18 protein-coding genes, 1 tRNA gene and 1 pseudogene are annotated in these 21,910 nt (G+C 70.5%); 9 read left to right on the forward strand and 11 right to left on the reverse strand.

Going from position 1 to position 21,910, the window contains the following annotated elements; translation table 11 throughout:
- Positions 1-14 precede the first annotated feature (14 nt).
- The 3 genes from ABD466_RS15485 to rpsA all read right to left on the reverse strand — a co-directional run bounded on the left by ABD466_RS15485 (position 15) and on the right by rpsA (position 3,863).
- Positions 15-1,028: a TolB family protein gene (locus tag ABD466_RS15485; protein WP_344657736.1), complete on the reverse strand. Its 1,014-nt coding sequence runs from the start codon at positions 1,026-1,028 to the stop codon at positions 15-17.
- Positions 1,021-2,283, reverse strand: a complete 1,263-nt coding sequence (locus ABD466_RS15490; protein ID WP_344657737.1) for an MFS transporter — start codon at positions 2,281-2,283, stop codon at positions 1,021-1,023. Before ABD466_RS15490 ends, ABD466_RS15485 begins: the two co-directional genes overlap by 8 nt.
- A 98-nt stretch (positions 2,284-2,381) precedes the next feature.
- Positions 2,382-3,863, reverse strand: coding sequence for a 30S ribosomal protein S1 (gene rpsA / locus ABD466_RS15495; RefSeq protein ID WP_344657738.1), 1,482 nt, complete (start codon positions 3,861-3,863; stop codon positions 2,382-2,384).
- A 406-nt stretch (positions 3,864-4,269) separates the two neighbouring features.
- Between rpsA and ABD466_RS15500 the strand changes: the two genes are divergently transcribed.
- The 3 genes from ABD466_RS15500 to ABD466_RS15510 all read left to right on the forward strand — a co-directional run bounded on the left by ABD466_RS15500 (position 4,270) and on the right by ABD466_RS15510 (position 6,675).
- The gene (locus tag ABD466_RS15500; RefSeq protein ID WP_344657739.1) at positions 4,270-5,052 is read left to right on the forward strand and encodes a class I SAM-dependent methyltransferase; all 783 of its coding nucleotides are present in this window, start codon (positions 4,270-4,272) and stop codon (positions 5,050-5,052) included.
- A gap of 82 nt (positions 5,053-5,134) precedes the next feature.
- Positions 5,135-5,671, forward strand: a complete 537-nt coding sequence (locus ABD466_RS15505; RefSeq protein ID WP_344657740.1) for a GNAT family N-acetyltransferase — start codon at positions 5,135-5,137, stop codon at positions 5,669-5,671.
- Between the two features lie 104 nt (positions 5,672-5,775).
- On the forward strand, positions 5,776-6,675 hold the full coding sequence (locus ABD466_RS15510) for a class I SAM-dependent methyltransferase (protein ID WP_344657741.1): 900 nt from the start codon (positions 5,776-5,778) through the stop codon (positions 6,673-6,675).
- Here the strand turns inward: ABD466_RS15510 and ABD466_RS15515 are convergent.
- Positions 6,591-7,583: pseudogene (locus ABD466_RS15515) on the reverse strand (glycosyltransferase family 4 protein); the annotation flags it as partial. The gene ABD466_RS15510 and the pseudogene ABD466_RS15515 overlap by 85 nt on opposite strands.
- 262 nt (positions 7,584-7,845) lie before the next feature.
- Between ABD466_RS15515 and ABD466_RS15520 the strand changes: the two are divergent.
- Both ABD466_RS15520 and ABD466_RS15525 read left to right on the forward strand, forming a co-directional pair.
- Positions 7,846-9,417 (forward strand): hypothetical protein, encoded by a 1,572-nt coding sequence (locus ABD466_RS15520; RefSeq protein WP_344657742.1) that lies wholly within the window; start codon positions 7,846-7,848, stop codon positions 9,415-9,417.
- Positions 9,418-9,428: 11 nt separating this feature from the next.
- Positions 9,429-9,656 (forward strand): hypothetical protein, encoded by a 228-nt coding sequence (locus ABD466_RS15525; protein ID WP_344657743.1) that lies wholly within the window; start codon positions 9,429-9,431, stop codon positions 9,654-9,656.
- A gap of 44 nt (positions 9,657-9,700) precedes the next feature.
- On the opposite strand, the gene polA is transcribed toward ABD466_RS15525, so the two are convergent.
- Positions 9,701-12,442, reverse strand: a complete 2,742-nt coding sequence (gene polA, locus ABD466_RS15530; protein ID WP_344657744.1) for a DNA polymerase I — start codon at positions 12,440-12,442, stop codon at positions 9,701-9,703.
- Positions 12,443-12,572: 130 nt separating this feature from the next.
- On the opposite strand from polA, the gene ABD466_RS15535 reads away from it, so the two are divergent.
- Genes ABD466_RS15535 through ABD466_RS15545 form a run of 3 tightly spaced genes read left to right on the forward strand, consistent with a single transcriptional unit; the run spans position 12,573 to position 14,852 of the window.
- A complete protein-coding gene (locus ABD466_RS15535) occupies positions 12,573-13,007 on the forward strand; it encodes a PaaI family thioesterase (protein ID WP_344657745.1) in 435 nt (144 codons plus the stop codon).
- Positions 13,008-13,057: 50 nt separating this feature from the next.
- Complete coding sequence (locus ABD466_RS15540) at positions 13,058-14,161, forward strand: hypothetical protein (RefSeq protein WP_344657746.1); 1,104 nt, start codon at positions 13,058-13,060, stop codon at positions 14,159-14,161.
- A 58-nt stretch (positions 14,162-14,219) separates the two neighbouring features.
- Positions 14,220-14,852 (forward strand): hypothetical protein, encoded by a 633-nt coding sequence (locus ABD466_RS15545; protein ID WP_344657747.1) that lies wholly within the window; start codon positions 14,220-14,222, stop codon positions 14,850-14,852.
- Positions 14,853-14,917: 65 nt separating this feature from the next.
- Here the strand turns inward: ABD466_RS15545 and ABD466_RS15550 are convergent, their stop codons facing one another.
- The 6 genes from ABD466_RS15550 to ABD466_RS15575 all read right to left on the reverse strand — a co-directional run bounded on the left by ABD466_RS15550 (position 14,918) and on the right by ABD466_RS15575 (position 21,650).
- Complete coding sequence (locus tag ABD466_RS15550) at positions 14,918-15,628, reverse strand: ABC transporter ATP-binding protein (RefSeq protein WP_425558656.1); 711 nt, start codon at positions 15,626-15,628, stop codon at positions 14,918-14,920.
- Positions 15,629-15,687: 59 nt separating this feature from the next.
- Entirely contained in the window at positions 15,688-16,716 is a 1,029-nt protein-coding gene (locus ABD466_RS15555) for an ABC transporter ATP-binding protein (RefSeq protein ID WP_344657748.1), read from the reverse strand.
- Positions 16,713-18,146, reverse strand: coding sequence for a branched-chain amino acid ABC transporter permease (locus tag ABD466_RS15560; RefSeq protein WP_344657749.1), 1,434 nt, complete (start codon positions 18,144-18,146; stop codon positions 16,713-16,715). Before ABD466_RS15560 ends, ABD466_RS15555 begins: the two co-directional genes overlap by 4 nt.
- On the reverse strand, positions 18,143-19,093 hold the full coding sequence (locus ABD466_RS15565) for a branched-chain amino acid ABC transporter permease (RefSeq protein WP_344657750.1): 951 nt from the start codon (positions 19,091-19,093) through the stop codon (positions 18,143-18,145). The genes ABD466_RS15560 and ABD466_RS15565 overlap by 4 nt, the downstream gene beginning before the upstream one ends.
- Before the next feature lie 225 nt (positions 19,094-19,318).
- On the reverse strand, positions 19,319-20,560 hold the full coding sequence (locus tag ABD466_RS15570; RefSeq protein ID WP_344657751.1) for a branched-chain amino acid ABC transporter substrate-binding protein: 1,242 nt from the start codon (positions 20,558-20,560) through the stop codon (positions 19,319-19,321).
- 457 nt (positions 20,561-21,017) lie between these two features.
- The gene (locus tag ABD466_RS15575) at positions 21,018-21,650 is read right to left on the reverse strand and encodes an ANTAR domain-containing response regulator (RefSeq protein WP_344657752.1); all 633 of its coding nucleotides are present in this window, start codon (positions 21,648-21,650) and stop codon (positions 21,018-21,020) included.
- A gap of 156 nt (positions 21,651-21,806) precedes the next feature.
- Here ABD466_RS15575 and ABD466_RS15580 point away from each other — a divergent pair.
- Positions 21,807-21,880 (forward strand) — tRNA-Leu (locus tag ABD466_RS15580).
- Positions 21,881-21,910 lie beyond the last annotated feature (30 nt).

The following is a 21,910-nucleotide window of genomic DNA, read 5'->3' on the forward strand; positions in this document are numbered from 1 at the left end:
GGGTAGGAGTCGGATCAACCCGACGTCACCGACGGGGACATCCCGTCGGCGGCCAGCAGGCGTGGCGCCCCGCCGCCGTCGGCCGGCACCGCGTAGAGGTCGCTGCCGGGGTCGTTGTCGTGCGGCACCGCGTACATGACCGTGTGCGCGTCCAGCCACGCCGCCTGATCGTCCACGCTACGCGCCTCGGCGAGCGGCGTCTCCTTCATGCTGGCGAGATCCAGCACCATGAAGCGCCACGGCCGCCGGATGTCGTCCGAGACCCGCTTCTTGAACACCAGGCGCGTTCCGTCCGGCGACAGAGACGGACACTCCAGATTGTCGCGCAGTGCGGTGAGCGTGTGAGCCTTGAGATCGCCCCGCATAAGCCATGTCTTACTGCTGCTGCCCATGGTCGCGTAGAAGGTGTTGTCGTCCGAGGTGAAGGTGACGCCCCAATAGTTGACGTCGACCGCCTTGTACGGCTTCCCGTCGACGACAGATGCGAACGTCTCCAGAGACTCGACGTACTCCCCCGTCTTCAGGTCCAGGATCGAAGTACGGGTGGAAGCACCGGGCTGTGTGTAGGAGTCGCCGGTCACGAACGTCGTCCACGAAGCCATCCGTCCATCCGCGGACAGCCGTGCGCGGTTCGGAGTCCCGGTGATCTCCAGCTTCTTGATCTGCTTAAGAGAACTGTCGTAGATCTCCGCGTAGGGCTGACTGATGAGGTCGCCTTCGGACTGAAGACAGAGCAGTACGCCCGATGCCGTATAAGAGCGCTCGCACCTGACACTGGACACAGTCGGCACGGCACCCTGCGCGGCACCGAGCGGCTGCTCCACGACCTTCCCGAAGTCCGGGCCCTGCACGGTCGTGCGATACGTCAGCTGCCCGCCGGCCACGGTGAAGCCTCCGGCGACACCGGCGCGCGTCTTGGACCGCCCCGTGAACGCCGTCACCCCGGCGGCCACGGCCACCACGGCCAGCACCGCGATCGAGGACAGCAGGATCTTCGCCCGGCTGTCCTTCGAGGGAGCGTCAGTCACGGAACTGATCCTTCCACGGCGAAACCATGAGGGTCGCCGCGACCACGGCCACCGTCACCGCGAGGGCGAACCACCGCATGACGGTCGGAGGATCGCTGTGCGCCCACGCCGCTCCGAACACCACCGAGGACACGAACCCGGCCACGGCCCCGATCGACTGCACCACCGCGATACCTGACGTCCGCAGAGCGGCCGGGATACGGGGGCTGCAATAGGCCATGAGAACGCCGTCAGAGGCCGCGTAGGCCAGGCCCGGAAGAACGAGCGCCGCGATCAGCATGACCGTGTCAGGGACGTCCACGGACAGCACGAGATAGGCCACGGCGAGCAGCAGGTGCCCGAGCACGAACACCTTCCAGCGCCCGACCCGGTCCGCGAGGCGTCCGACCGGCACCGCCGACAGGACGAACGTCCCCATGGTCCCGGTGGCCAGCAACGCGTACTCCGACGCCGTCAGGTGCATGCGGTGCGCCAGGGTCAGGTACACGAACGTGTCGCTCACCCAGGCGAAGCCCAGCAGCGCCACCGCACCGCCGGTGAGCAGGAACCACGGCTGCCTCAGCACACCGAACACCGCTCCCAGCGACGCGGTCGCACGCTCGCGCACCTGCTCGCGGTGGTCGGTGACGTAGAGGCAGAACACGACCAGTCCGACGCCCGCGATGCAGAACGCGATCACGAACAGCGCGTCGAACGCCTTGCGCTCGGTGCCGAACTTCGTGGTCCACAGCAGGACGAACGAGGCGAACAGCGGCCCGAGCGCGGCACCGACGTTGTCCAGCATGCGGTGCACGCCGAACGACCGGCCCATGATCGCCGGCGGCGTCGACAGCGAGATCAGGGCGTCGCGCGGCGCGGACCGCATGCCCTTGCCGAACCGGTCGGCGCTGAGCAGTGCGCTGAGGCCGCCGAAGGAGGGGCCGACGGCCGGGAAGCCGAGTTTGGTGACCGCCGAGGCGCCGTAGCCGAGGCCGGCCAGCAGCTTGCGGCGCTGCCAGCGGTCGGCGAGGTAGGCCGCCGGAACCGCGAGCAGGGCCGGGATGCCGTTGTAGAGGCCGTCGAGGAAGCCGATCGCGGTCGGGGACTCGTGCAGCACGTTCAGCAGGTAGTAGCCGACCACCGCGACCAGCATCTCGGAGGAGACGTCGGTGAGCAGGCTGACCGTGCCCAGCATCAGGACGTTGAACGGGACCTTCTCCCGCGTGCTCCGGGCCTCCTGCAGGCGGCGCGCGGTCCTCGATCCGGTCAGATACACGTCGGAACAATAGCGAAAGCCCCGTCCGCGATGTGCGGACGGGGCTTCCTTCAGCTACTGCTGGAGCCGCTCAGACGGAGTGCTCAGGCCGGGAGGCCTCAGCTCTGGCCGCCCGACAGCTTCTCGCGCAGGGCCGCCAGGGCCTCGTCGGAGGCCAGGGCGCCGCCGGTGCTCTCCTCGGCCGCACCCGAGGAGTAGGACGAGGGCGCGCCCTCGGCGTTCTCCTGGACACCGGCCTCGGCGTCGGCCTTGCGGGCCTCGGCGATCTGCTTCTGGTGCGCCTCGTAGCGGGCGTGCGCCTCGGCGTACTGCTGCTCCCACACCTCACGCTGGGCGTCGTAGCCCTCGAGCCACTCGCCGGTCTCCGAGTCGAAGCCCTCGGGGTAGATGTAGTTGCCCTGGTCGTCGTAGGTCGCGGCCATGCCGTACAGCGCCGGGTCGAACTGGTCGGTCTCGATGTCGCCGGTGAGACCCTCGTTCGCCTGCTTCAGCGACAGCGAGATGCGGCGGCGGTCCAGGTCGATGTCGATGACCTTGACGAAGATCTCGTCGCCGACCTGCACGACCTGCTCCGGGACCTCCACGTGGCGCTCGGCCAGCTCGGAGATGTGGACCAGGCCCTCGATGCCCTCGTCCACCCGGACGAACGCGCCGAACGGCACCAGCTTGGTGACCTTGCCCGGCACGACCTGGCCGATGGCGTGGGTGCGGGCGAAGGTCTGCCACGGGTCCTCCATGGTCGCCTTCAGGGACAGCGAGACGCGCTCGCGGTCCATGTCGACGTCCAGGACCTCGACCGTGACCTCCTGGCCGACCTCGACCACCTCGGACGGGTGGTCGATGTGCTTCCAGGACAGCTCGGAGACGTGCACCAGGCCGTCCACGCCGCCGAGGTCCACGAACGCGCCGAAGTTGACGATCGAGGAGACGACGCCGGAGCGGACCTGGCCCTTCTGCAGGGTGGTGAGGAAGTTCTGGCGGACCTCGGACTGGGTCTGCTCGAGCCAGGCGCGGCGGGACAGGACCACGTTGTTGCGGTTCTTGTCCAGCTCGATGATCTTGGCCTCGAGCTCCTTGCCGACGTACGGCTGCAGGTCGCGCACGCGGCGCATCTCGACCAGGGAGGCGGGCAGGAAGCCGCGCAGGCCGATGTCGAGGATGAGGCCGCCCTTGACGACCTCGATGACGGTACCGGTGACGATGCCGTCCTTCTCCTTGATCTCCTCGATCGTGCCCCAGGCGCGCTCGTACTGGGCGCGCTTCTTGGACAGGATCAGGCGGCCTTCCTTGTCCTCCTTCTGGAGGACCAGGGCCTCGATGTGGTCACCGACGGCGACGACCTCGTTCGGGTCGACGTCGTGCTTGATCGAGAGCTCCCGGGACGGGATCACACCCTCGGTCTTGTAACCGATGTCGAGCAGGACCTCGTCCCGGTCGACCTTCACGATGACACCCTCGACGATGTCGCCGTCGTTGAAGTACTTGATGGTCTGGTCGATCGCGGCGAGGAAGTCCTCCGCCGAACCGATGTCGTTGATGGCGACCTGAGGCGTTCGGGCGGTCTCGGTGCTGCTCGTCATGGGGAAGGGGGCTCCGGATACGGACATTTAGTGGGCGACGGCCCCAACCGGGCGGCGGGGACGGCGCTGGTGGGAAAGTCCGTCACACGTCAAGAGCCGAACGGTCGACGAGGATCGGGTGTCCAGCGAAGAAGATTCAGAACCTGCCCGCAGCGCATCGCCCAGAATACGGGTCGTACGCGTGCGTGGTCAATCCGATACCCCGCCCGACCGGCGGCGTCGGCCCGCCCCCGTCCGCCCCGGCCGGACCCCGCGACCGTCCCCCGGATCCGACCGATAAAGTCTCAACCTGCGTGATCGTCTCGCGACTCGCCGTGGAAAGGATGCCCGCACTGTGACCGGTGTGACGGAAGAGTCACCTGAGCTCCCCAGGGACCCCGGAATCGAAGATAACGATACGGTCCGCGTGGCCCGCCGTCACCTGTCAGATTCCGCCACGATCCGGGCGAACCGGGGCTGGTGGGACGCCAACGCCGACGAATACCAGGCGGAGCACGGCGCCTTCCTGGGCGACGCCCGCTTCATCTGGTGCCCGGAGGGCCTGGACGAGGCGAGCGCCCACCTGCTCGGAACGGACCTGGCGGGCAAGCGGGTCCTGGAGGTCGGCGCCGGCGCGGCCCAGTGCTCCCGCTGGCTGACGGCCCAGGGAGCGCGCGCGGTGGCGTCGGACCTGTCGTTCGGGCAGCTCGAGCACGCGCTGCGGATCGACGCGGGAGCCGAGGCGCCGGTCCCGCTGGTCCAGGCGGACGCCACCCGGCTTCCGTTCGCCGACGAGGCGTTCGACATCGTGTGCTCGGCGTTCGGCGCCGTGCCGTTCGTGGCGGACAGCGCCGCGGTGATGCGGGAGGCGGCACGGGTACTGAAACCGGGAGGGCGCTGGGTGTTCTCGGTGTCGCACCCGGTGCGCTGGGTCTTCCCGGACGACCCGGGCGAGGGCGGCCTGACGGCCCGGGACTCGTATTTCGACCGGCGGCCGTACGTGGAGTTCGACGAGCGCGGGATCGCGACCTACGCGGAGCACCACCGGACGTTCGGGGACCGGGTGCGGGAGATCGCGGCGGCGGGGCTGACGCTGGTGGACGTGGTGGAGCCGGAGTGGCCGGCGGGACTGACCGAGGTCTGGGGCGGGTGGTCGCCGCTGCGAGGGCGGGTGATCCCGGGGACGGCGATCTTCGTCACGGTGAAGTGAGGATGCCGGCGAAGTTGCGCCGAACGTGGGCGTGGCGCGCCATGGCGGCGCGGTTGTCGGAGGCTGTCCATAGGTTGGCGGCATGACGACCGAGTCACCGCAGGTGTTGCTGGAGCCGTGGGCCGAGGATGGGCTGGAGCTGCTCCGCGCGACCAACACGCCGGAGATGACCGCCTTCCTCGGCGGGCCCGAAAGCGACGAGAAAGTCGCCGATCGCCATCGCCGGTATCTCGACCCCGAGGAGAACGGCACGATGTTCCGGGTGGTGATGCTGCCGGAGCGCGTGGTGGTGGGCTCGACGGGCTTCTGGGAGCACGAGTGGGACGGGGAGCCCGCCTACGAGACCGGGTACGGGATCCTGCCCGGCTACCAGGGGCGGGGCTTGGCGGTGGCGGCGATGCGGGCTGTCGTCGGGGCCGCACGGGCTGACGGGCGGCGGCGCCACTTGTACGCGTTTCCCTCTGTGCTGCACGGCGCTTCGAACGCCGTGTGCCGGAAGGCGGGATTCGAGCTCGTCGGGGAGAGCGAGTTCGAATATCCGAAAGGGCATTTCCTCCGCTCGAACGTGTGGCGGGTGGACCTCACCGCCGGCGTCGGTGAGGCCGACACCGGCGAGTAGGCCCGGCGAGGAGGCCCGGCGAGGAGGTCCAGCGTGGGGTGGCGGACGACGGACCGGCGGCGTGTCGTCACATCTCGCCCCACCGCGCTCGCCACAGTGCTGCGATGGGCATCGAGCGCGATCGGCGGCGGTTCTTCACATTGCGGCGGACGCTGTCGTTGGTGCGGGCGTGCCGGTGGGAGCAGGTGGATCCCGCCGCGTTCTACACACCGCTCGCGGCCGATTCCGTCGCCCTGGTGTCGCGGTACGCGGTCCTCGCCGGGCGCCGGGTCCTGGACGTCGGCGGCGGCCCGGGCTTCTTCGCGCGGGCGTTCGAGGACGCCGGTGCGCGCTACGTCTCGGTCGACACCCGCCGCGTGGGCGTGGTGTGCGGCGACGCGCTGGCCCTCCCGGTCCGCGACCACGCCGTCGACGTCTGCTTCTCCTCGAACGTCCTCGAACACGTCCCCGACCCGCGGCGGATGCTCCACGAGATGGTGCGCGTCACCCGCCCCGGCGGCCTGGTCTTCCTCTGCTACACCAACTGGCTCGGCCCGCTCGGCGGCCACGAGACCTCCCCTTGGCACTACCTCGGCGGCGACCGCGCGGCCCGTATCTACGAACGGCGGCACGGCGCCGCCCCGGCCAACCGGTACGGCACCTCGCTGTTCGCCCTGTCGGTCGCCCGGGTACTGCGCTGGGTCCGCGAGGCGGAGCGCGGCGGCTCGGCGGAGAAGCTGGCGGTCTTTCCGCGCTACCACCCCGCGTGGGCTCATCCGATCGTGCGGGTGCCGGGCCTGCGCGAGTTCCTGACCGCCAACTGCGCCATCGCGTTGCGCGTCCGCTCCCAGTCGAACAACGAAGCCCAGGCCACGCAGGCTTCTCGCACCTCGGCCGCGCGCGCCGGATCCGCGGAGAGCTCCTTCAGCGCTCCGGACACGGTGTCGGCGAGGGTGGCACCGGGCTCGACGAGCCAGCCGGTGACGCCGTGGCGGATCGCGTCGCGCAGCCCGTCGACGTCGTAGGCGGCGGTCGGCACGCCGAGCGCCGCGGCCTCCAGAACCGAGAGTCCCCACCCCTCCCCCTGAGACGCGGACAAGTGCAGCCACGCCGTTTTCAACAGCCCGTTCTTGGCTTCGGCGGGAAGGTGCCCGTGAATGAACACACGGTCGGCGTTGAGGAGGCGGGCGGCGGCTTCTCGAATGCGCCGTTCCTCGGGCCCGCGTCCGACGATGTGGACTTCGACGCCGGGCCAGGTTTCGGCGAGTTCGTCGGCCAGGCGGACGACGCGTTCGAGGCGCTTGTGGCGGACCAGGCGGCCCACGGCGACCAGGCGGGGGAAAGCGTCGTGTCTCCGCACCGGAGCTGAACCCGGGGAAGCGATGTCTTCGCAGGTCACGCCGTTGTGGATGAGCTCGATCGGGCCGGTCCAGCGCAGCCGGCTCCGCATCGCGGCGACCGTGGACTCGGATACCGCGACCGCTGGACAGCGCCGATAGACGCGGCGTGCGGCCGGTCCTTCCAGAAAGCGTCCGACCGCTGCGACGAGGCGGTTGAAATGGGCCCGGAACTGCTCGTCGTGGACGTGGTGGACGACCATCGCCACGCCGGTGCGACGCCGGGAGACGACCAGGGGTGCGAAGAACGGGATGCCGTTCTGGCAGTCGAGCACGAAGTCGTAGTGGCGGCCGCATGATCGAGCCCTGAGCAGGCGGGCCAGGACGGCCGGATACACCGTCCACCGTCCGCCGCCCCGGAGCCAGCGGATGCCGTCGCGCGTCTCGTGGCGGGGCTGGCCGGGTTCCCGGCACGTCAGGAAGTCCACGGAGGCGCCGCGGGCGGCGAACCCCCGGGCGACCTCGTACGCGAACGCCTCCGCTCCCCCGGCGGTCTGCTGCCACGGGTCGCGCCAATTCAAGACGGCTAAGTGCACTGAGGATCAACGACGCGCCACCCCCGCACGACACGTGGGAGAGGAAGAACCGCGCGTGCGGCGGTGGCGGGATCCTCCAGCGTACGGGCGGCAAGGCGGCGTGGCGGGGTTCCGGGCGTGCGACGCGCCGGGGAGTGTGGACTCGGGGTCGACGTTCACTCGGACGGGTGGGGCACGGCTGTCTTTTGGACGGCGCGGCGCATAGCGTGGCCGGTCAAGACGCTCCCGCAGGCGCCGTCGCCACGACTCGCCACGAGTCGCCATGACCGGAGGAACCACCGCGATGCTCCGCAAGGCCAAGGACGGATGGCGCCAGGCCGAAGCCGGGCGGGTGGCGGCTGAGGGAGAGGCAGGGGGCACGGGGGCCCGTCCCGCTGGAATGCGCAAGACCGCGTCGGCCGGGCTGCTGGTCGCGGTCGGGACCGGCGTGGGCAACGTGCTGGCCTACGGCTTCAATCTGGTGCTCTCGCGCGGACTCGGGCCAGGCGGCTACGCGGAGCTGGGAACGCTGCTGTCGGTGTTCCTCATCGGCACCGTGCCCGGGATGGCCGTGCAGGCGGTCAACGCCCGGCGGCTCGCGGTCGCCGCCGACGCGCCGCCGGCGGTGCGCGCTGCGTTGGTCAGAGCCCTGCGACGGCGCGGGCTGCTGGTCGGCGCCGGGGTGGCGGTGGTGTTCGCGGTGGTGGCCCCCGCGGTCGGGGCGCTGCTGCCGTCGGTGACGGTCGGCGGCGTGGCGTGGACCGGGGTGTCGCTGGCGGCGAACACGGTGTTCGCCTCGTACCTGGGGATCGCGCAGGGAACGTCGCGGTTCGTGACGATGACGGTGCTGTACCTGACGGCGCACTCGACGCGGTTGGCGATCGGGGCCGCGGCGGCGTCGGCGCAGATCTCGCCGACCATGGTGATGGCTGCGCAGACGGTGGCGTGGGCGCTGGCAGGGGTCGCGGGGCGGATCCTGTTGCGGGACGAGGCGCGAGACGAGGCGGGGGACGTCACGACGTCGAGCGGCGCAGCGCTGGAAGGAACAGCGGAAGTCACCGACGAAATCGCCCTCAGCGGCGGCTACCTGATGGCCGATGCCCGGGAGTCGGCGACACCGGCGCGCGCGGACGACGACCGGCGCGCCCCGAGCGTGACGACTCCCGTCGCGGACACCCACGGCTACCTCACCGAGGTCCTGCGCGCGACCGGCGGCCTGGGCGGCATCCTGCTGCTGACGGTGCTCGACACGCTGCTCGCCAGCCGCTACCTCGCCGGCGGCGACCTCGGGCGCTACAACACCGGCGCGCTGCTGGCCCGGGCGGCGTTCTTCGCGCCGGGTTTCGTGGCGATGCTGGCGTTCCCCAAGCTGGCCCGGCCGGGCGAACGGCGCCGCGCTCTGCTCGTCTCGCTGGCCCTGACCGGCGGCATCGGCATGATCGGGGTGACGATCGCCGGAATCGGCGGCGACACCCTCATCCGCGCGGCGTTCGGGGCGCAGTACGCCGAGCCGGGCGGCTTCGATCTCGGCGCGCACGCCTGGCTGTTCACGTCGGTCGGCGCACTGCTGGCACTGGTGAACCTGGCGCTGCTGGACGGCGTCGCGCGCCGTTCGCACGCGGTGTCGGCGGTGGTGCTGGCCGGGATCGCGCTGGAGGTCGGGGTGGTGGTCGGCTTCGCGCACGGCTCCCCGGCGGCGATCGTGACGGCCGCGGCGGCCTCGGCCCTGGCGACCGCGACAGCGGCGGTGGTGGTGTGCCTGACGGCGCGGCCGGCACCGACGGAGGAGCCGACGCCGGCCGCCGAGCACGACGCCTACCGAATCACAGGTGCGCCGGACGCGGCCCGGCTGTAACCATCGCCCGCATGGGCACAGCCAACGGCTTCACGTACGACGAGCACGCCGACGGATCGGTGACGATCCTCCACCACGGCCGCAAGGCCGCGGTGCTGCGCGGCGACCGGGCCCGGGAGTTCCTCGACGAGGTCGAGAACGGCGACGCGCAGCTGGTGATGGCGCGCTGGACGGGCGACTACCGGCGCGGCAACGAGCGGACCGCGCGCAACCACCCGCGCAATGCGGGCGGGAGGTAGAAACGGAAATCCCCGCTCCAGCCACCGCCGCCCGGGCGCCGCCCTCAGTGCGCGGCGTCCGCCCAGTTCGCAGCCATCCCCACCGAGACGTCCAGCGGCACCCGCAGGTCCGCGGCGCCGGCCATCTCGCGGCGGACCAGCTGCTCGACCGTCGCGGCCTCGCCGGGGGCGACTTCCAGGACCAGTTCGTCGTGGACCTGGAGCAGCATGCGGGACCGGAGGTCCTCCTTCTTCAGCGCGTCGCGGACGCGGATCATCGCGACCTTGATGATGTCCGCCGCGGAGCCCTGGATCGGGGCGTTGAGGGCCATGCGCTCGGCCATCTCACGGCGCTGGCGGTTGTCGCTGGCCAGGTCGGGGAGGTAGCGGCGGCGGCCGAACATGGTCTCGGTGTAGCCCGTGGCGCGGGCGTGGACGACGATCTCGTGCAGGTAGTCGCGGACGCCGCCGAAGCGCTGGAAGTAGTCGTCCATCATCTTCGAGGCCTCGGACGTCTCGATGCCCAGCTGCTGCGACAGGCCGAAGGCGGACAGGCCGTAGGCCAGGCCGTAGGACATCGCCTTGATGCGGCGGCGGTGCTCGGCGCTCACGTCGCCGGCGGCGACCTCGAACACCTTGGACGCGACCGTGTTGTGCAGGTCCTCGCCGGAGGTGAAGGCCTCGATCAGCCCCGCGTCCTCGGACAGGTGCGCCATGATCCGCATCTCGATCTGGCTGTAGTCCGCCGTCATCAGGGCCTCGTAGCCCGGGCCGGCGACGAACGCCTTGCGGATCTGCTGCCCTTCCACGGTCCGGATCGGGATGTTCTGCAGGTTCGGGTCCACCGAGGACAGGCGGCCGGTGGCGGCGATCATCTGGTTGTAGGTGGTGTGGATCCGGTGGTCGGCCGACACCGACTTGGACAGTCCCTCCACCACCGTCTTCAGGCGGTTCACCTCGCGCCAGCGCAGCAGGTGGTCCAGGAACGGGTGCTGGGTCTGGACCTGGAGCCAGGCCAGGGCGTCGGCGTCGGTGGTGTAGCCGGTCTTGATCTTCTTGGTCTTCGGCATGTCGAGGTTCTCGAAGAGCACCTCCTGGAGCTGCTTCGGCGAGCCGAGGTTCAGGGTCTCGACGCCGGCGGCCGCGCGCGCCTGGTCGACCTGCTTGTTCGCCTGCGACGTGAAGTCCTTCTCCAGCGCGTCGAACAGCGGGGTGTCGATCGCGATGCCGGCCTGCTCCATCTCCGCCAGCACGCCGACCAGCGGCAGCTCGATGTCGGTGAGCAGCCGCTCGGCGCCGCTCTCGACCAGCTTCTCCCGCAGCGCCTCGGCCAGGTCCAGGACCGCGTGCGCGGCGCCCATCTGGCGCTCGGCCTCGGCTCCCTCGTCGGCGAACAGCGTGCCCTGCTCGGTGTCCCCGGCGGCCAGCCGGCGCCCGAGCACCTCCTCGGCCAGCGGCTCCAGCTCGAACGAGCGGCGGCCGGACTGCACCAGGTACGCCTCCAGCGCCGTGTCGGCGACCACGCCGGCCAGCGTGAAGCCGCGCGCGGCCAGGGCCAGCATCGGGCCCTTCGCGTCGTGCAGCACCTTCGGCCGCGCCGGGTCGGCGAGCCAGGCGGCGAGCGCCGCCTCGTCGGCCGGGTCCAGCTGGGTCAGGTCGACGTACGCCGCATCGCCGTCGGCGGAGGCGAACGCCAGACCGCTGACGTCCCCGCCGCCGCGGCCCCAGGTCCCGTTCACGGCCACCCCGGTCGCGCCGGTCGTCCCGGCGCCGGGGCCCTCGGTCGACGCCGCGCCGGAGGCGTTCGCCGCCAGCCACCCGGCCAGCTCGCCGACGCCGAGCACGGTGCCCTTGATCGCGACCGCGTCGGCGACCTCGGCGCCGGCCTCGGAGGCCAGCAGCGGCGCCACCCGGTCGCGCATCGACTTGGAGAACTCGAGCGTGTCGAACAGCTGGTAGACCGCCTCGGGGTCGCCCTCGGAGGCCCACGCCAGGTCGGCCGGCGTCGTCTCCAGCGGCACGTCGCGCACCAGCTCGGTCAGCACGCGGTTCATCTGCACCTGCTCCAGGTGCGCGCGCAGCGTCTCCCCGGCCTTGCCCTTGACCTCGCCGGCCCGCTCCACCAGATCGGTCAGCGACCCGAACTCGCGGATCCACTTCGCGGCGGTCTTCTCCCCCACGCCGGGCATGCTCGGCAGGTTGTCCGACGGGTCGCCGCGCAGCGCCGCGAAGTCCGGGTACTGCTGCGGCGTCAGCTCGTACTTCTCCTCCACCGCGGCGGGGGTGAACCGCGACAGGTCGGACACGCCGCGCTTGGGGTAGAGCACGGTCACGTCGTCGGTGACCAGCTGCAGCGAGTCCCGGTCGCCGGTGAGGATGCGCACCTCGTACCCGTCGGCGGCGGCCGCGGTGGTGAGGGTGGCGATCAGGTCGTCGGCCTCGAAGCCCTCCTTGCGCAGCACGGTGATGCCGAGCGCGGCGAGCAGCTCGTCGATCAGGCCGACCTGGCTCTTGAAGTCGTCCGGGGAGGCGGAGCGGTTCGCCTTGTACTCCGGGAACTTCTCGGTCCGGAAGGTCTGCCGCGAGACGTCGAAGGCCACGGCCACGTGCGTCGGCCGCTCGTCGCGCAGCGTGTTGATCAGCATCGACGTGAAGCCCTGCACCGCGCCGGTCGGCTGGCCGGTGGTGGTGCGCAGGTCCGCCTCCTTGAGGGCGTAATACGCCCGGTACGCCAGCGAATGGCCGTCCAGCAGCAGCAGAACGGGGCGGTCGGCGGTCGGCGCGGAAGTCTTCTTGGAGGGAGCCACGGTATGAATCCTAGGGCGAGGCACCGACAAGCAGGGGCAACTCCGCCACGGATAGGCTGTAACACGTTGCAGTTAAAGTGCTGTGGTTTTCCGCTCCGCCCCACTCCACGGATCGTCGAAAGGCCCCCCGATGTCGATAGACCAGAACGAGCAGGTGTCGTCCGAGGCCGCAGACCTCGCCGCGTTGTTCAACAAGGCCGGGGCCGGCCACCTGACCGAGCGGATGGGCATCGACATCACCTCGGCGAGCCGGGACGAGGTCGTCGGCACCATGCCGGTGTCCGGCAACACCCAGGTCTACGGTCTGCTGCACGGCGGCGCCTCCGTGGTCCTGGCCGAGACCCTGGGCTCGCTGATGGCGGCGATCCACGCCGGTCCGGACAAGCAGGTGGTCGGCGTGGACATCAACGCCACGCACCACCGCTCGGCCAAGGAGGGACTGGTCACCGGCACCTGCCGGGTGCTGTCCGCGGGCCGCACCCTGGTGGTCAGCGAGATCGTGGTCACCGACGAGTCGGGACGGCGCTGCTGCACCAGTCGCATCACCTGCATGATTCTCCGGTAATCCGGGGCGCGCCTCTGGCGCCGGGGTCCGGCGCGGCGGACAATGCGCCCATGGGATCGGAGCGGGGGGACTCCGGCCGCGGCCACCCGTCCGACGCGTCGGCGGCCGGCGGGCCGGCCCCCATCGAAGTCGAACTCGTCGAGGAGGACGTCCTCCCCGAAGCCGCACCGAACACCGCCGCCAGCGGTCTGGAGACCATCGGCGGCGGCTTCGCCGGACCGTCCCGGTTGCTCCGCGTGCCCCGGGCGCTGCGCGTGCTCGGAGCGCTGGCCGCCGTGGCCGGGCTGACCATCGCCCTGTGGCCGGCGCCGGGCGGGCGCCCGGCCGCGAAGCCACCGGTCCCGCAGACCACGGTGACGATCCAGCCGCCGGTGAACGTCGACCTGTACAAGGTCCGGGTCAGCGGGACCACGCTGTCCCAGGACTACCGGGACCACGCCGTCATGGGCCTGGCGCTGGCCAACGAGTCGTCGAGCCAGCTCACGGTCGTCACCGCCGAGCTGTGGGACGCGCTCGGCACCCGGCTCGGGTCCTCGGCGAGCTGGCCCGCCGGGTACGTGCTGCCCCGCACCTCGGAGACGCTGCCTCTGGAGCTGCCCTACTCCTGCGGCGTCCCGTGGACGACACCGGTGCTGCCGGTGACGATCCGGTACAGCGTCAGCACTCCGGAGGACATGACCGTCAGCCACAACTACGAGTACCCGCTGGACCAGCCGATCCTCGACGCGTTCATACAGGCCCGCGCCGGGCTGTGCACCGGCCCGGCCGGAGGGGTGTTCGCGACCTCCGTCGACATGGTGCGGCAGGTCGGCGACCACCACGACCGGCACGGCTTCGACCTGATGATCACCGTCGACGCGGCCGGGGCGCCGGACTGGACGGTGCGCGCGATCTCGGCGGACATCCCGGGCGTCACGGTCACCAGCCCCGACCTGCCGATCGCGCTCACCACCGCCCGGTCAGCGCAGATCCGGGCGCACTGGACCTACGCGGACTGTGTGTCGCCGCCGCAGTGGGGCGACGGGTTCAGCGCGATCCAGCTGACGGCCCGGCCGGCCGGCGCGCCGGCCACCGGCTCCGGCGACCAGCACCTGATGGTGTACCTGCGGCCGGAGCTGCTGACGAAGATGCTCCAGGCGGCCTGCTGGCAGTGAGCTCCGCCCAGGCGTCACAGGGCTATACAACAGCCGTGCATGAGGCTATCCAGGAACGGTGACTTTCCGACTCTCACGCCGCGACAGCGCCGTCGCGCTGAGCGGCCTGCTGGCGGGCGCGGCGGTGGCCGCGGCGGTCGCGGCCGCGGCCTGGCCCTCGACGGCCGCCACGACGGCGGCGAAGGCCGCTCCGGCCACCTCCGCGCCGACGGCCGTCTCCTCCTCCGCTTCCCTCGCGCCGGATCCGGTGAACGTCACCCTGCGGAACAAGGAGATCGTGCTGCCGTCGCAGAGCCCGTACACCAGCGGCAAGCTCGCGCTGGTGCCGCTGCGGCTGACCTGCGGGCTGGCCACGATCACCGGTACGCACGCCGATGAGCAGGCCGCCGGGCAGTACTGCCGGATCCGGGTGGCGCTGACCGGAACCGACGCCTTCACCCACACCTTCGATGTGGCCAAGACCGCGCTGACCACCACCGCCGGCACCTCGATCGGGTACAGCTACGAGGCCCAGGACGTGAAACGGCAGCCCGACAAGATCGCACCGGTCGGGTCGCACGACCGGTACGAGTTCGACATCTACTACGACGTGCCGCGCGACGTCACGGTCAACGGGTTCACGTTCACGGACGGCGAGGGCGGGCCGACGGTGAAGGTCCCCCTGCCGGTGCGGGAGTGGCCGTTCTCCTGAGCCCGTGGCGGAGAAGACAGTGGTGGCCTCCCCGCCGAAGCGGGGAGCCCACCACCGAGCCCGGCTCAGCCCTCGGTCGCCTCGCCCAGGTACGCCTCGCGCACCCGGGGGTCGTTCAGCAGCTCCCCGGCCGGGGCGCTCATCACGACCTCGCCGGTCTCCAGCACGTAGCCGCGGTGCGCCAGCTTCAGCGCCTGCGCGGCGTTCTGCTCGACCAGCAGGATGGTGGTGCCCAGGGCGTTGATCCGCTCGATGATCTCGAAGATCTGGGCCACGATCAGCGGCGCCAGGCCCATCGAGGGCTCGTCCAGCAGGAGCAGCGAGGGCTGTCCCATCATCGCCCGGCCGATGGCCAGCATCTGCTGCTCGCCGCCGGAGAGGTTGCCGCCGAGCTGCGTGCGGCGCTCGTGCAGCCGCGGGAACAGCTCGAAGACCTGGTCCAGGTCCTTGCGGGGCACCGACTTGAAGCGGTAGGCGCCCATCTCCAGGTTCTCCAGGACGGTCATCCGGGAGAAGATGCGCCGGCCCTCCGGCGAGTGGCCGATGCCCAGCTCCACGATCTTGTGCGCCGGGACGCCGGCCAGGGCCTCACCGGCGTACAGCACCTCGCCGGAGCGCGGCGTCAGCAGACCGGAGATGGTGCGCAGGGTGGTGGTCTTGCCGGCGCCGTTGGCTCCGAGCAGGGCCACGATCTCGCCCTGGCGGACCTCCAGGTCCACGCCCTTCAGCGCGGTGATGCCGCCGTAGGCCACCTCGACCGAGCGCAGCTGCAGCAGCGGGGTGCCGGTGTCGGACGGCTCCGTGCGCGGGCCGGGGATGGTCGTCGTCTGGTCGCTCACTTCGACCCCTCCTCGTCCGCGTCGGACGCGTCGGCCACGTCGGCCGCTTCGGCGTCGACGGCCTGGTCGGCGTCGGCGGCCTCGTCGGCCGCGGCCGGCTCCGGCACCACGTCCCGGACGACCTGCTCCGGCACCGCGGCGATCACCGGGTCACCGGCGTCACCGGCGTCGCCCTCGGCCGCCGCCAGCTCCTCGGCCGCGCCGCTGCCCAGGTAGGCCTCGATCACCGCCGGGTTCTGCTGCACCTCGGCCGGCGAGCCGGAGGCGATCACCTTGCCGAAGTTCAGCACCGTGATCCGGTTCGCGACCGACATGACCAGCCGCATGTCGTGCTCGATCAGCAGGATGCTGATGCCGAGCTCGGTGTTGACCCGCTGGATCAGCTGCGCCAGGCCCAGCTTCTCCGACGGGTTGGTGCCCGCCGCCGGCTCGTCCAGCAGCAGCACCTGCGGGTCCGAGGCCAGCGCCCGGGCGATCTCCAGCCGGCGCTGGTCGCCGTAGGACAGCCCGGAGGCGATGAGGCTCTCCTTGCCGCGCAGCCCCACGAACTCCAGCATCTCGCGGGAGTGGTGGCGGGCCGAGCGGGCGGCCTTGTTGTTCTGCGGCAGGCCCAGCATGACGCCGACCGGGCCCGAGGAGACCCGGGTCTCGGCGGCGATCTGGACGTTCTCCAGCACCGTCAGGGCGTTGAAGAGCCGGATGTTCTGGAAGGTCCGGGACACCCCGGCGCGGTTCACCAGGTGCGGCTTGCGGCCGCGCAGCGACAGCCAGGACCCGCCGGGCTCGGCCTGGAAGTCGATCGAGCCCTGCTGCGGCAGGTACACGCCGGTCAGGCAGTTGAACAGCGAGGTCTTGCCCGCGCCGTTCGGGCCGATGACCGCCAGGATCTCGCCGCGGCGCAGCTCCAGGCTCACCTGGTCCAGGCTGGTCAGACCGCCGAAGCGGAGGGTGACGCCCTGGGCCCGCAGCACCGGCTCGCCGCCGGTCGCGGTGCCCGCGGGCACGGTCTCGGTGCTCGCGGTCACGGAGCCACCCCTTCCACCGACTCGGTCATCGCGTCCGCGTCGCCGACGCCGTGCTCGGCCTGGGTCAGCTCCTGGGCCCGCCGCTTGGACGGGATCAGGCCCTGCGGCCGGAAGATCATCATCGTCAGCAGGACCGCGCCGATCCACATCGGCACGTCCTTCGGGTCCACCACCGGCTTGCCGCTGTTGAACCACGAGGGCGGGCCCTGCAGGAACGCCGGCAGGAAGGTCATCAGCGAGGCGCCGACGATCACACCGGTCAGCGAGCCCATGCCGCCGAAGATGACGTAGGCCAGGACGAAGATCGACAGCGTCAGCGGGAAGTTCTGCGGTGTGATCGCGGTGATCTTCGCGGTGGCCAGCACCCCGGCGAACCCGGAGGTGGAGGCGCCGATCGCGAACGCCATCAGCTTGTACTTCACCGTCGGCACGCCGGAGGCCGCGGCGGCCACCTCGTCCTCGCGGATCGCGGTCCAGGACCGCCCCACCTTGGAGTGCTCCAGCCGGCGGAAGGCGAACACCACCAGGATGATGATGCCGATCGCCAGGTACCAGTACGGCTTGGAGTCCGTGGGGTTCCAGTCGTAGTGCACGCCGAACAGGTTGAACCGGAACGTCGAGATGCCGGTGGCGCCCAGCGAGCCGTTGGTCAGGCCCTTCGGGTCGTTGTTGGCGACGTTCAGCACGATCTCGTGGAAGCCCAGCGTCACGATCGCCAGGTAGTCGCCGCGCAGCCGCAGCGTCGGGGCGCCGAGGATCAGGCCGGCGACCATGGTGAGGACCACCGCGATCGGGAAGGCGAAGAACAGGTTCAGGTGGATCGGCGGGTGCAGCTCGGGGTTGCCGTCGTCGCCGACCGGCAGCTTGCCGGACAGGATCGCGGTGGTGTAAGCGCCGATCGCGAAGAACGCGATGTAGCCCAGGTCCAGCAGGCCGGCCCAGCCGACCACCACGTTCAGGCCGAGGGCGGCCAGCACGTAGACGCCGATCTGGCCGGCCAGCACCGACTGGAAGTACGGCAGGGTGAACATGCCCATCGTCGGCAGCAGCACCGCGACGACGACCAGCACCAGCAGCGACCCGCGCTTGGTCCACGGGTTCCGCAGGACCGCGTTGTTCCTCAGGCCCTTCACCGGCGCGGTGGCCTGGGCGGCGATCTTCGACAGCCCGCGGGCCCGCCAGACCTCGGCGAGCACCCAGATGATCGCGCCGCCGACCAGGAACTGCACGCCGCGCGCGCAGAACCAGCTGTCCTTGAACAGCAGCGTGTAGTCGTTGGGGCTGCCCTGGGTCTCGTTGGTCAGGATGCTGAGCACCATGACCAGGGCCTCGATGACCACCAGCCGGCCCCAGACCGGGTTCTTGTACCAGGCGTCGTGCTTGCGCAGCCGGCGGACCTGCGCCGACAGCTCGGAGATCGAGGTGGTCACGCCGTCCTCCCCGTCCGTTCGCCGAGGATGCCGGTGGGCCGGATCAGCAGCACGCCGACCAGGACCACGAAGGCCACCACGTCCACCCACTGCAGGTGGAACTGGGCCTGGCCGAAGCTCTCCACGATGCCCAGCAGCAGACCGCCGAGCATGGCCCCGCGCACGTTGCCGATGCCGCCGAGCACCGCGGCGGTGAAGGCCTTGACGCCCGGGACGAAGCCCATCTGGTAGTAGACCGCGTGGAACATGCCGTACAGCACGCCGCCGATGCCGCCGAGCAGACCGCCGATGATGAAGGTCCGCGAGATCACCTTGTTCACGTCCACGCCCATCAGCTGCGCGGTCTCGGTGTCCTGGGCCACCGCCCGGATGCCGGCGCCCAGCTTGGTGCGGTTGATGACCAGGTCCAGGCAGATCATCACGACCACCGCCGCGACGATGATGAGCACGTCCAGGGTCTTCACCGTGCGCGGGCCCACGGCCCCGGAGCCGGGGAGCACGAACACCTTGCCGGAGTGGAAGGACTCCGGGACCTGCAGGTTGTTGCGGCCGAACAGCTTGCCCGCCAGGTTGTACAGGAAGATGGAGGCGCCGATCGCGGTGATCAGGTACACCAGCTTGGGAGCGTGTCTTTGGCGGAGTGGCCGGTAGGCCACGCGCTCCAGCGAGAAGGCGATCGCCGCGCCGACCGCGGCGCCGGCCAGCAGCGCCAGCGCCGTGTACTCGAAGGCCGCGAATCCACTGGGGATCTTGCCTTTGTTGCCGACCAGCGCGGTGAGCATGAACACGCCGCCCAGGGCGCCGGACATGAACACCTCGCTGTGCGCGAAGTTGATCAGCTGGAGCACGCCGTAGACCATGGTGTAGCCGATGGCGATCAGGGCGTAGAGGGAGCCGAGTCTGATCCCTTGGAACAGCAGCTCCCAGAAATGCTGGGTGATGTACATAAAGGGCTTCCTGTGCAGGAGGCTTCGGGGGTTCGGGGGTGGCCCGAGTCGCACGGAAGCCGTGGCGCGGATCGAGGATCGGTGCCGGCCACGGCTCGCGGGTCCGAGTCTTGGCTCACCCGGGCGGCGAGCCCCGGGCGCCTTGGTGTTCGAGTCCTGATGCGGACCGGTCCGCGCGGAGCGGGCGGTGGGCGCCGCGCCGCGCGGGTCCGGTCCGCGTCCGGATCAGCCGCCCAGCTTCGAGGTGTCGCCGAGCAGCGTGATCTCGCCGTTCTTGATCTCGTAGGCGTAGATCGAGGTGCCGGAGATGTCACCGGTGGGGGTGAACTTGATCTCCTTGGACAGACCCTGGTAGTCCACCTTGCCCACCGCGTCGGCCACGGCCTGGCGGGTCGGCGTGGCGGTGCCCAGGCTCTTCAGCACGCTGATGATCGTGTTCGCCGCGTCGTAGCCCTCGATGGAGTACGTACCCGGGTCGGCGTTCGACAGCTTCTTGTAGTTGGCGGCGAAGTCCGCGAACTTGGGGTCCTTGCCGGCGTCCAGGCAGGGGCAGGTGAACTGCCAGCCGTTGGCGGCGTCGGCGCCGGCGGTGGTGATGAAGTTCGGGTCCTTGGAACCGTCACCGGAAATCATCTTGCCGGTGTAGCCGGCGGTCTTCAGCGCCTTGGCGAACACGCCGGCGTCGCTGTAGTAACCCGCGTAGTACATCGCCTGGGCGCCCGAGGAGGCGACCTTCGACGCGATCTGCGAGTAGTCCTGGGTCTTGGCCGGCGCGCTGTCGGTGACGACTTCGACGCCGTCCTTCTTCAGCTGGGCCACGATCGCGGTGGACAGGCCGGTGCCGTACTGCGACTTGTCGTCGACCACGAACGCCTTGGTCGCCTTGAGCGTCTTGGCGATGTAGTCGGCGGCCGCCGGACCCTGCACGCTGTCGTTGGCCACGACGCGGTAGAAGGTCTTGTACCCGGAGGAGGTCAGCGACGGCCGGGTGGCCGACGGGCTGACCTCGACCAGGTTCGCGGCGGTGTAGAGCGCGCCGGAGGCGGCGGTCGGGCCGGAGAAGGCCGGGCCCACCACGCCGATCACGTTCTTGTCCTGGATCAGCAGGTTCGCGGCGTCCGCGCCCTTGTCCTGGGCGCCCTGGTCGTCGCCTTCCTTGATGGCCAGCGTGAAGGGCAGGTCGCCCTTGGCGTTGGCCTCCTGCACGGCGAGCTTGACGCCCCACTCGATGTTCAGGCCCAGGGCCTGGTTGTCACCGGACAGCGGGCCCTGGACGCCGATCTCCAGGGTGGGCTTGTTGCCGCCGCCCGCGGCGCTCGAGGAGCTGCTGCCGCCGCCCGCCGCGCTGGTCGTCGACGAGGAGCCGCCGCCGCTGCTGGGCTTCGAAGAGCTGCCGGCACAAGCCGAAAGCGCGAGCACGCCGACGGCGACAAGAGCGCCGGCCCGCACTCGGTTAATGGTCCGCACTTCCAGTTCCTCCCTGATCGACAGACGGGCTCTGGAGCCGATGGGCTCGGGTGCACATCTGAATTCACGCGGTCACCACTTGGGTGATGGGAAGGCTAGTGCCGATCGCCGGGCGTGGGGAGGGGGTCGGAGATCGCGTGATGTTCTCGTTACCAACCGGGGAAGGGCCGCGACCAGAGCCAAAAGCCCGCGAGTGGCCCGGAATCCGACAACACACGGATTTGAGGTCCGTTGATCTTCAGCCCCGGGTATTCCGGGTCATCGCCGGATCGGTAATCAGCATGGCGCGGGCGGGTGTATTACGAAATCCGGGACCTCGCATGCCACGCGGCCGGGCGCACCGGCCCGGAAAAGACGTATGCCGGGGGCGTGACGGCCGTCACGCCCCCGGCCTCGGAATGAGATCGTTTGGGAGCCGAGTCGTTACCGGAGGCGCCCTCGGCCGCCTCCGGACCGGCTACTCGGCCTTCGCCGCCGCCGGGCCGTCGGCCGGCGCGGCGACGGCGCCGGTCCCGCTGATCACGACCTCGGCGACCTCCTTCATCGTCATCCGCCGGTCCATCGAGGTCTTCTGGATCCACCGGAACGCCTCCGGCTCGGTCATGCCGTGCGCGGTCTGCAGGATCCCCTTGGCCCGGTCCACCAGCTTGCGGGTCTCCAGCCGCGAGGCCAGGTCCGCGACCTCGCCCTCCAGCGCGGTCAGCTGGGTGTGGCGGGACACCGCGATCTCGATCGCGGGCACCAGCTTGTCCTTGGTGAACGGCTTCACCAGGTAGTTCATGACGCCGGCCTCGGCGGCCCGCTCCACCAGCTCGCGCTGCGAGAACGCGGTGAGGATCAGCACCGGCGCGATCCGGGCCTCGATCACCCGCTCCGCCGCGGTGATGCCGTCCAGCACCGGCATCTTCACGTCGAAGATGCACAGGTCCGGCTTGAACTCCGCGGCCAGCCGCACCGCGGCCTCCCCGTCGGAGGCCTCGGCGACGACCTCGTAGCCCTCCTCCTGGAGCATCTCCTTCAGATCCAGGCGGATCAGCGCCTCGTCCTCGGCGATGATCACTCGGCGGGCGGGGGTGGACTCGGTGGTCATGGGGTCCTCACTGGGCGGCGGTGCCGGACGTTGGCTACGAGTACGAGCCTACCTGCGGAGAAGGTGGTTGCGGGGGCGGGTCGGCGGTCCGGTATGCTGTGACGCAGGTGATAGCGGTCTACTCACGGAAATCCGTAAGGGCCGCTGCCGTGTTTTGCTCCGGTATTCCAATCGGCAGAGAAGATGGTCTCAAACACCATTCAGTGTGGGTTCGAGTCCCACCCGGAGCACTTCTCAAGCACTTCTGATCCTCTTCGGCG

Source organism: Catenulispora subtropica, assembly GCF_039531675.1.
GTDB lineage: Bacteria > Actinomycetota > Actinomycetes > Streptomycetales > Catenulisporaceae > Catenulispora > Catenulispora subtropica.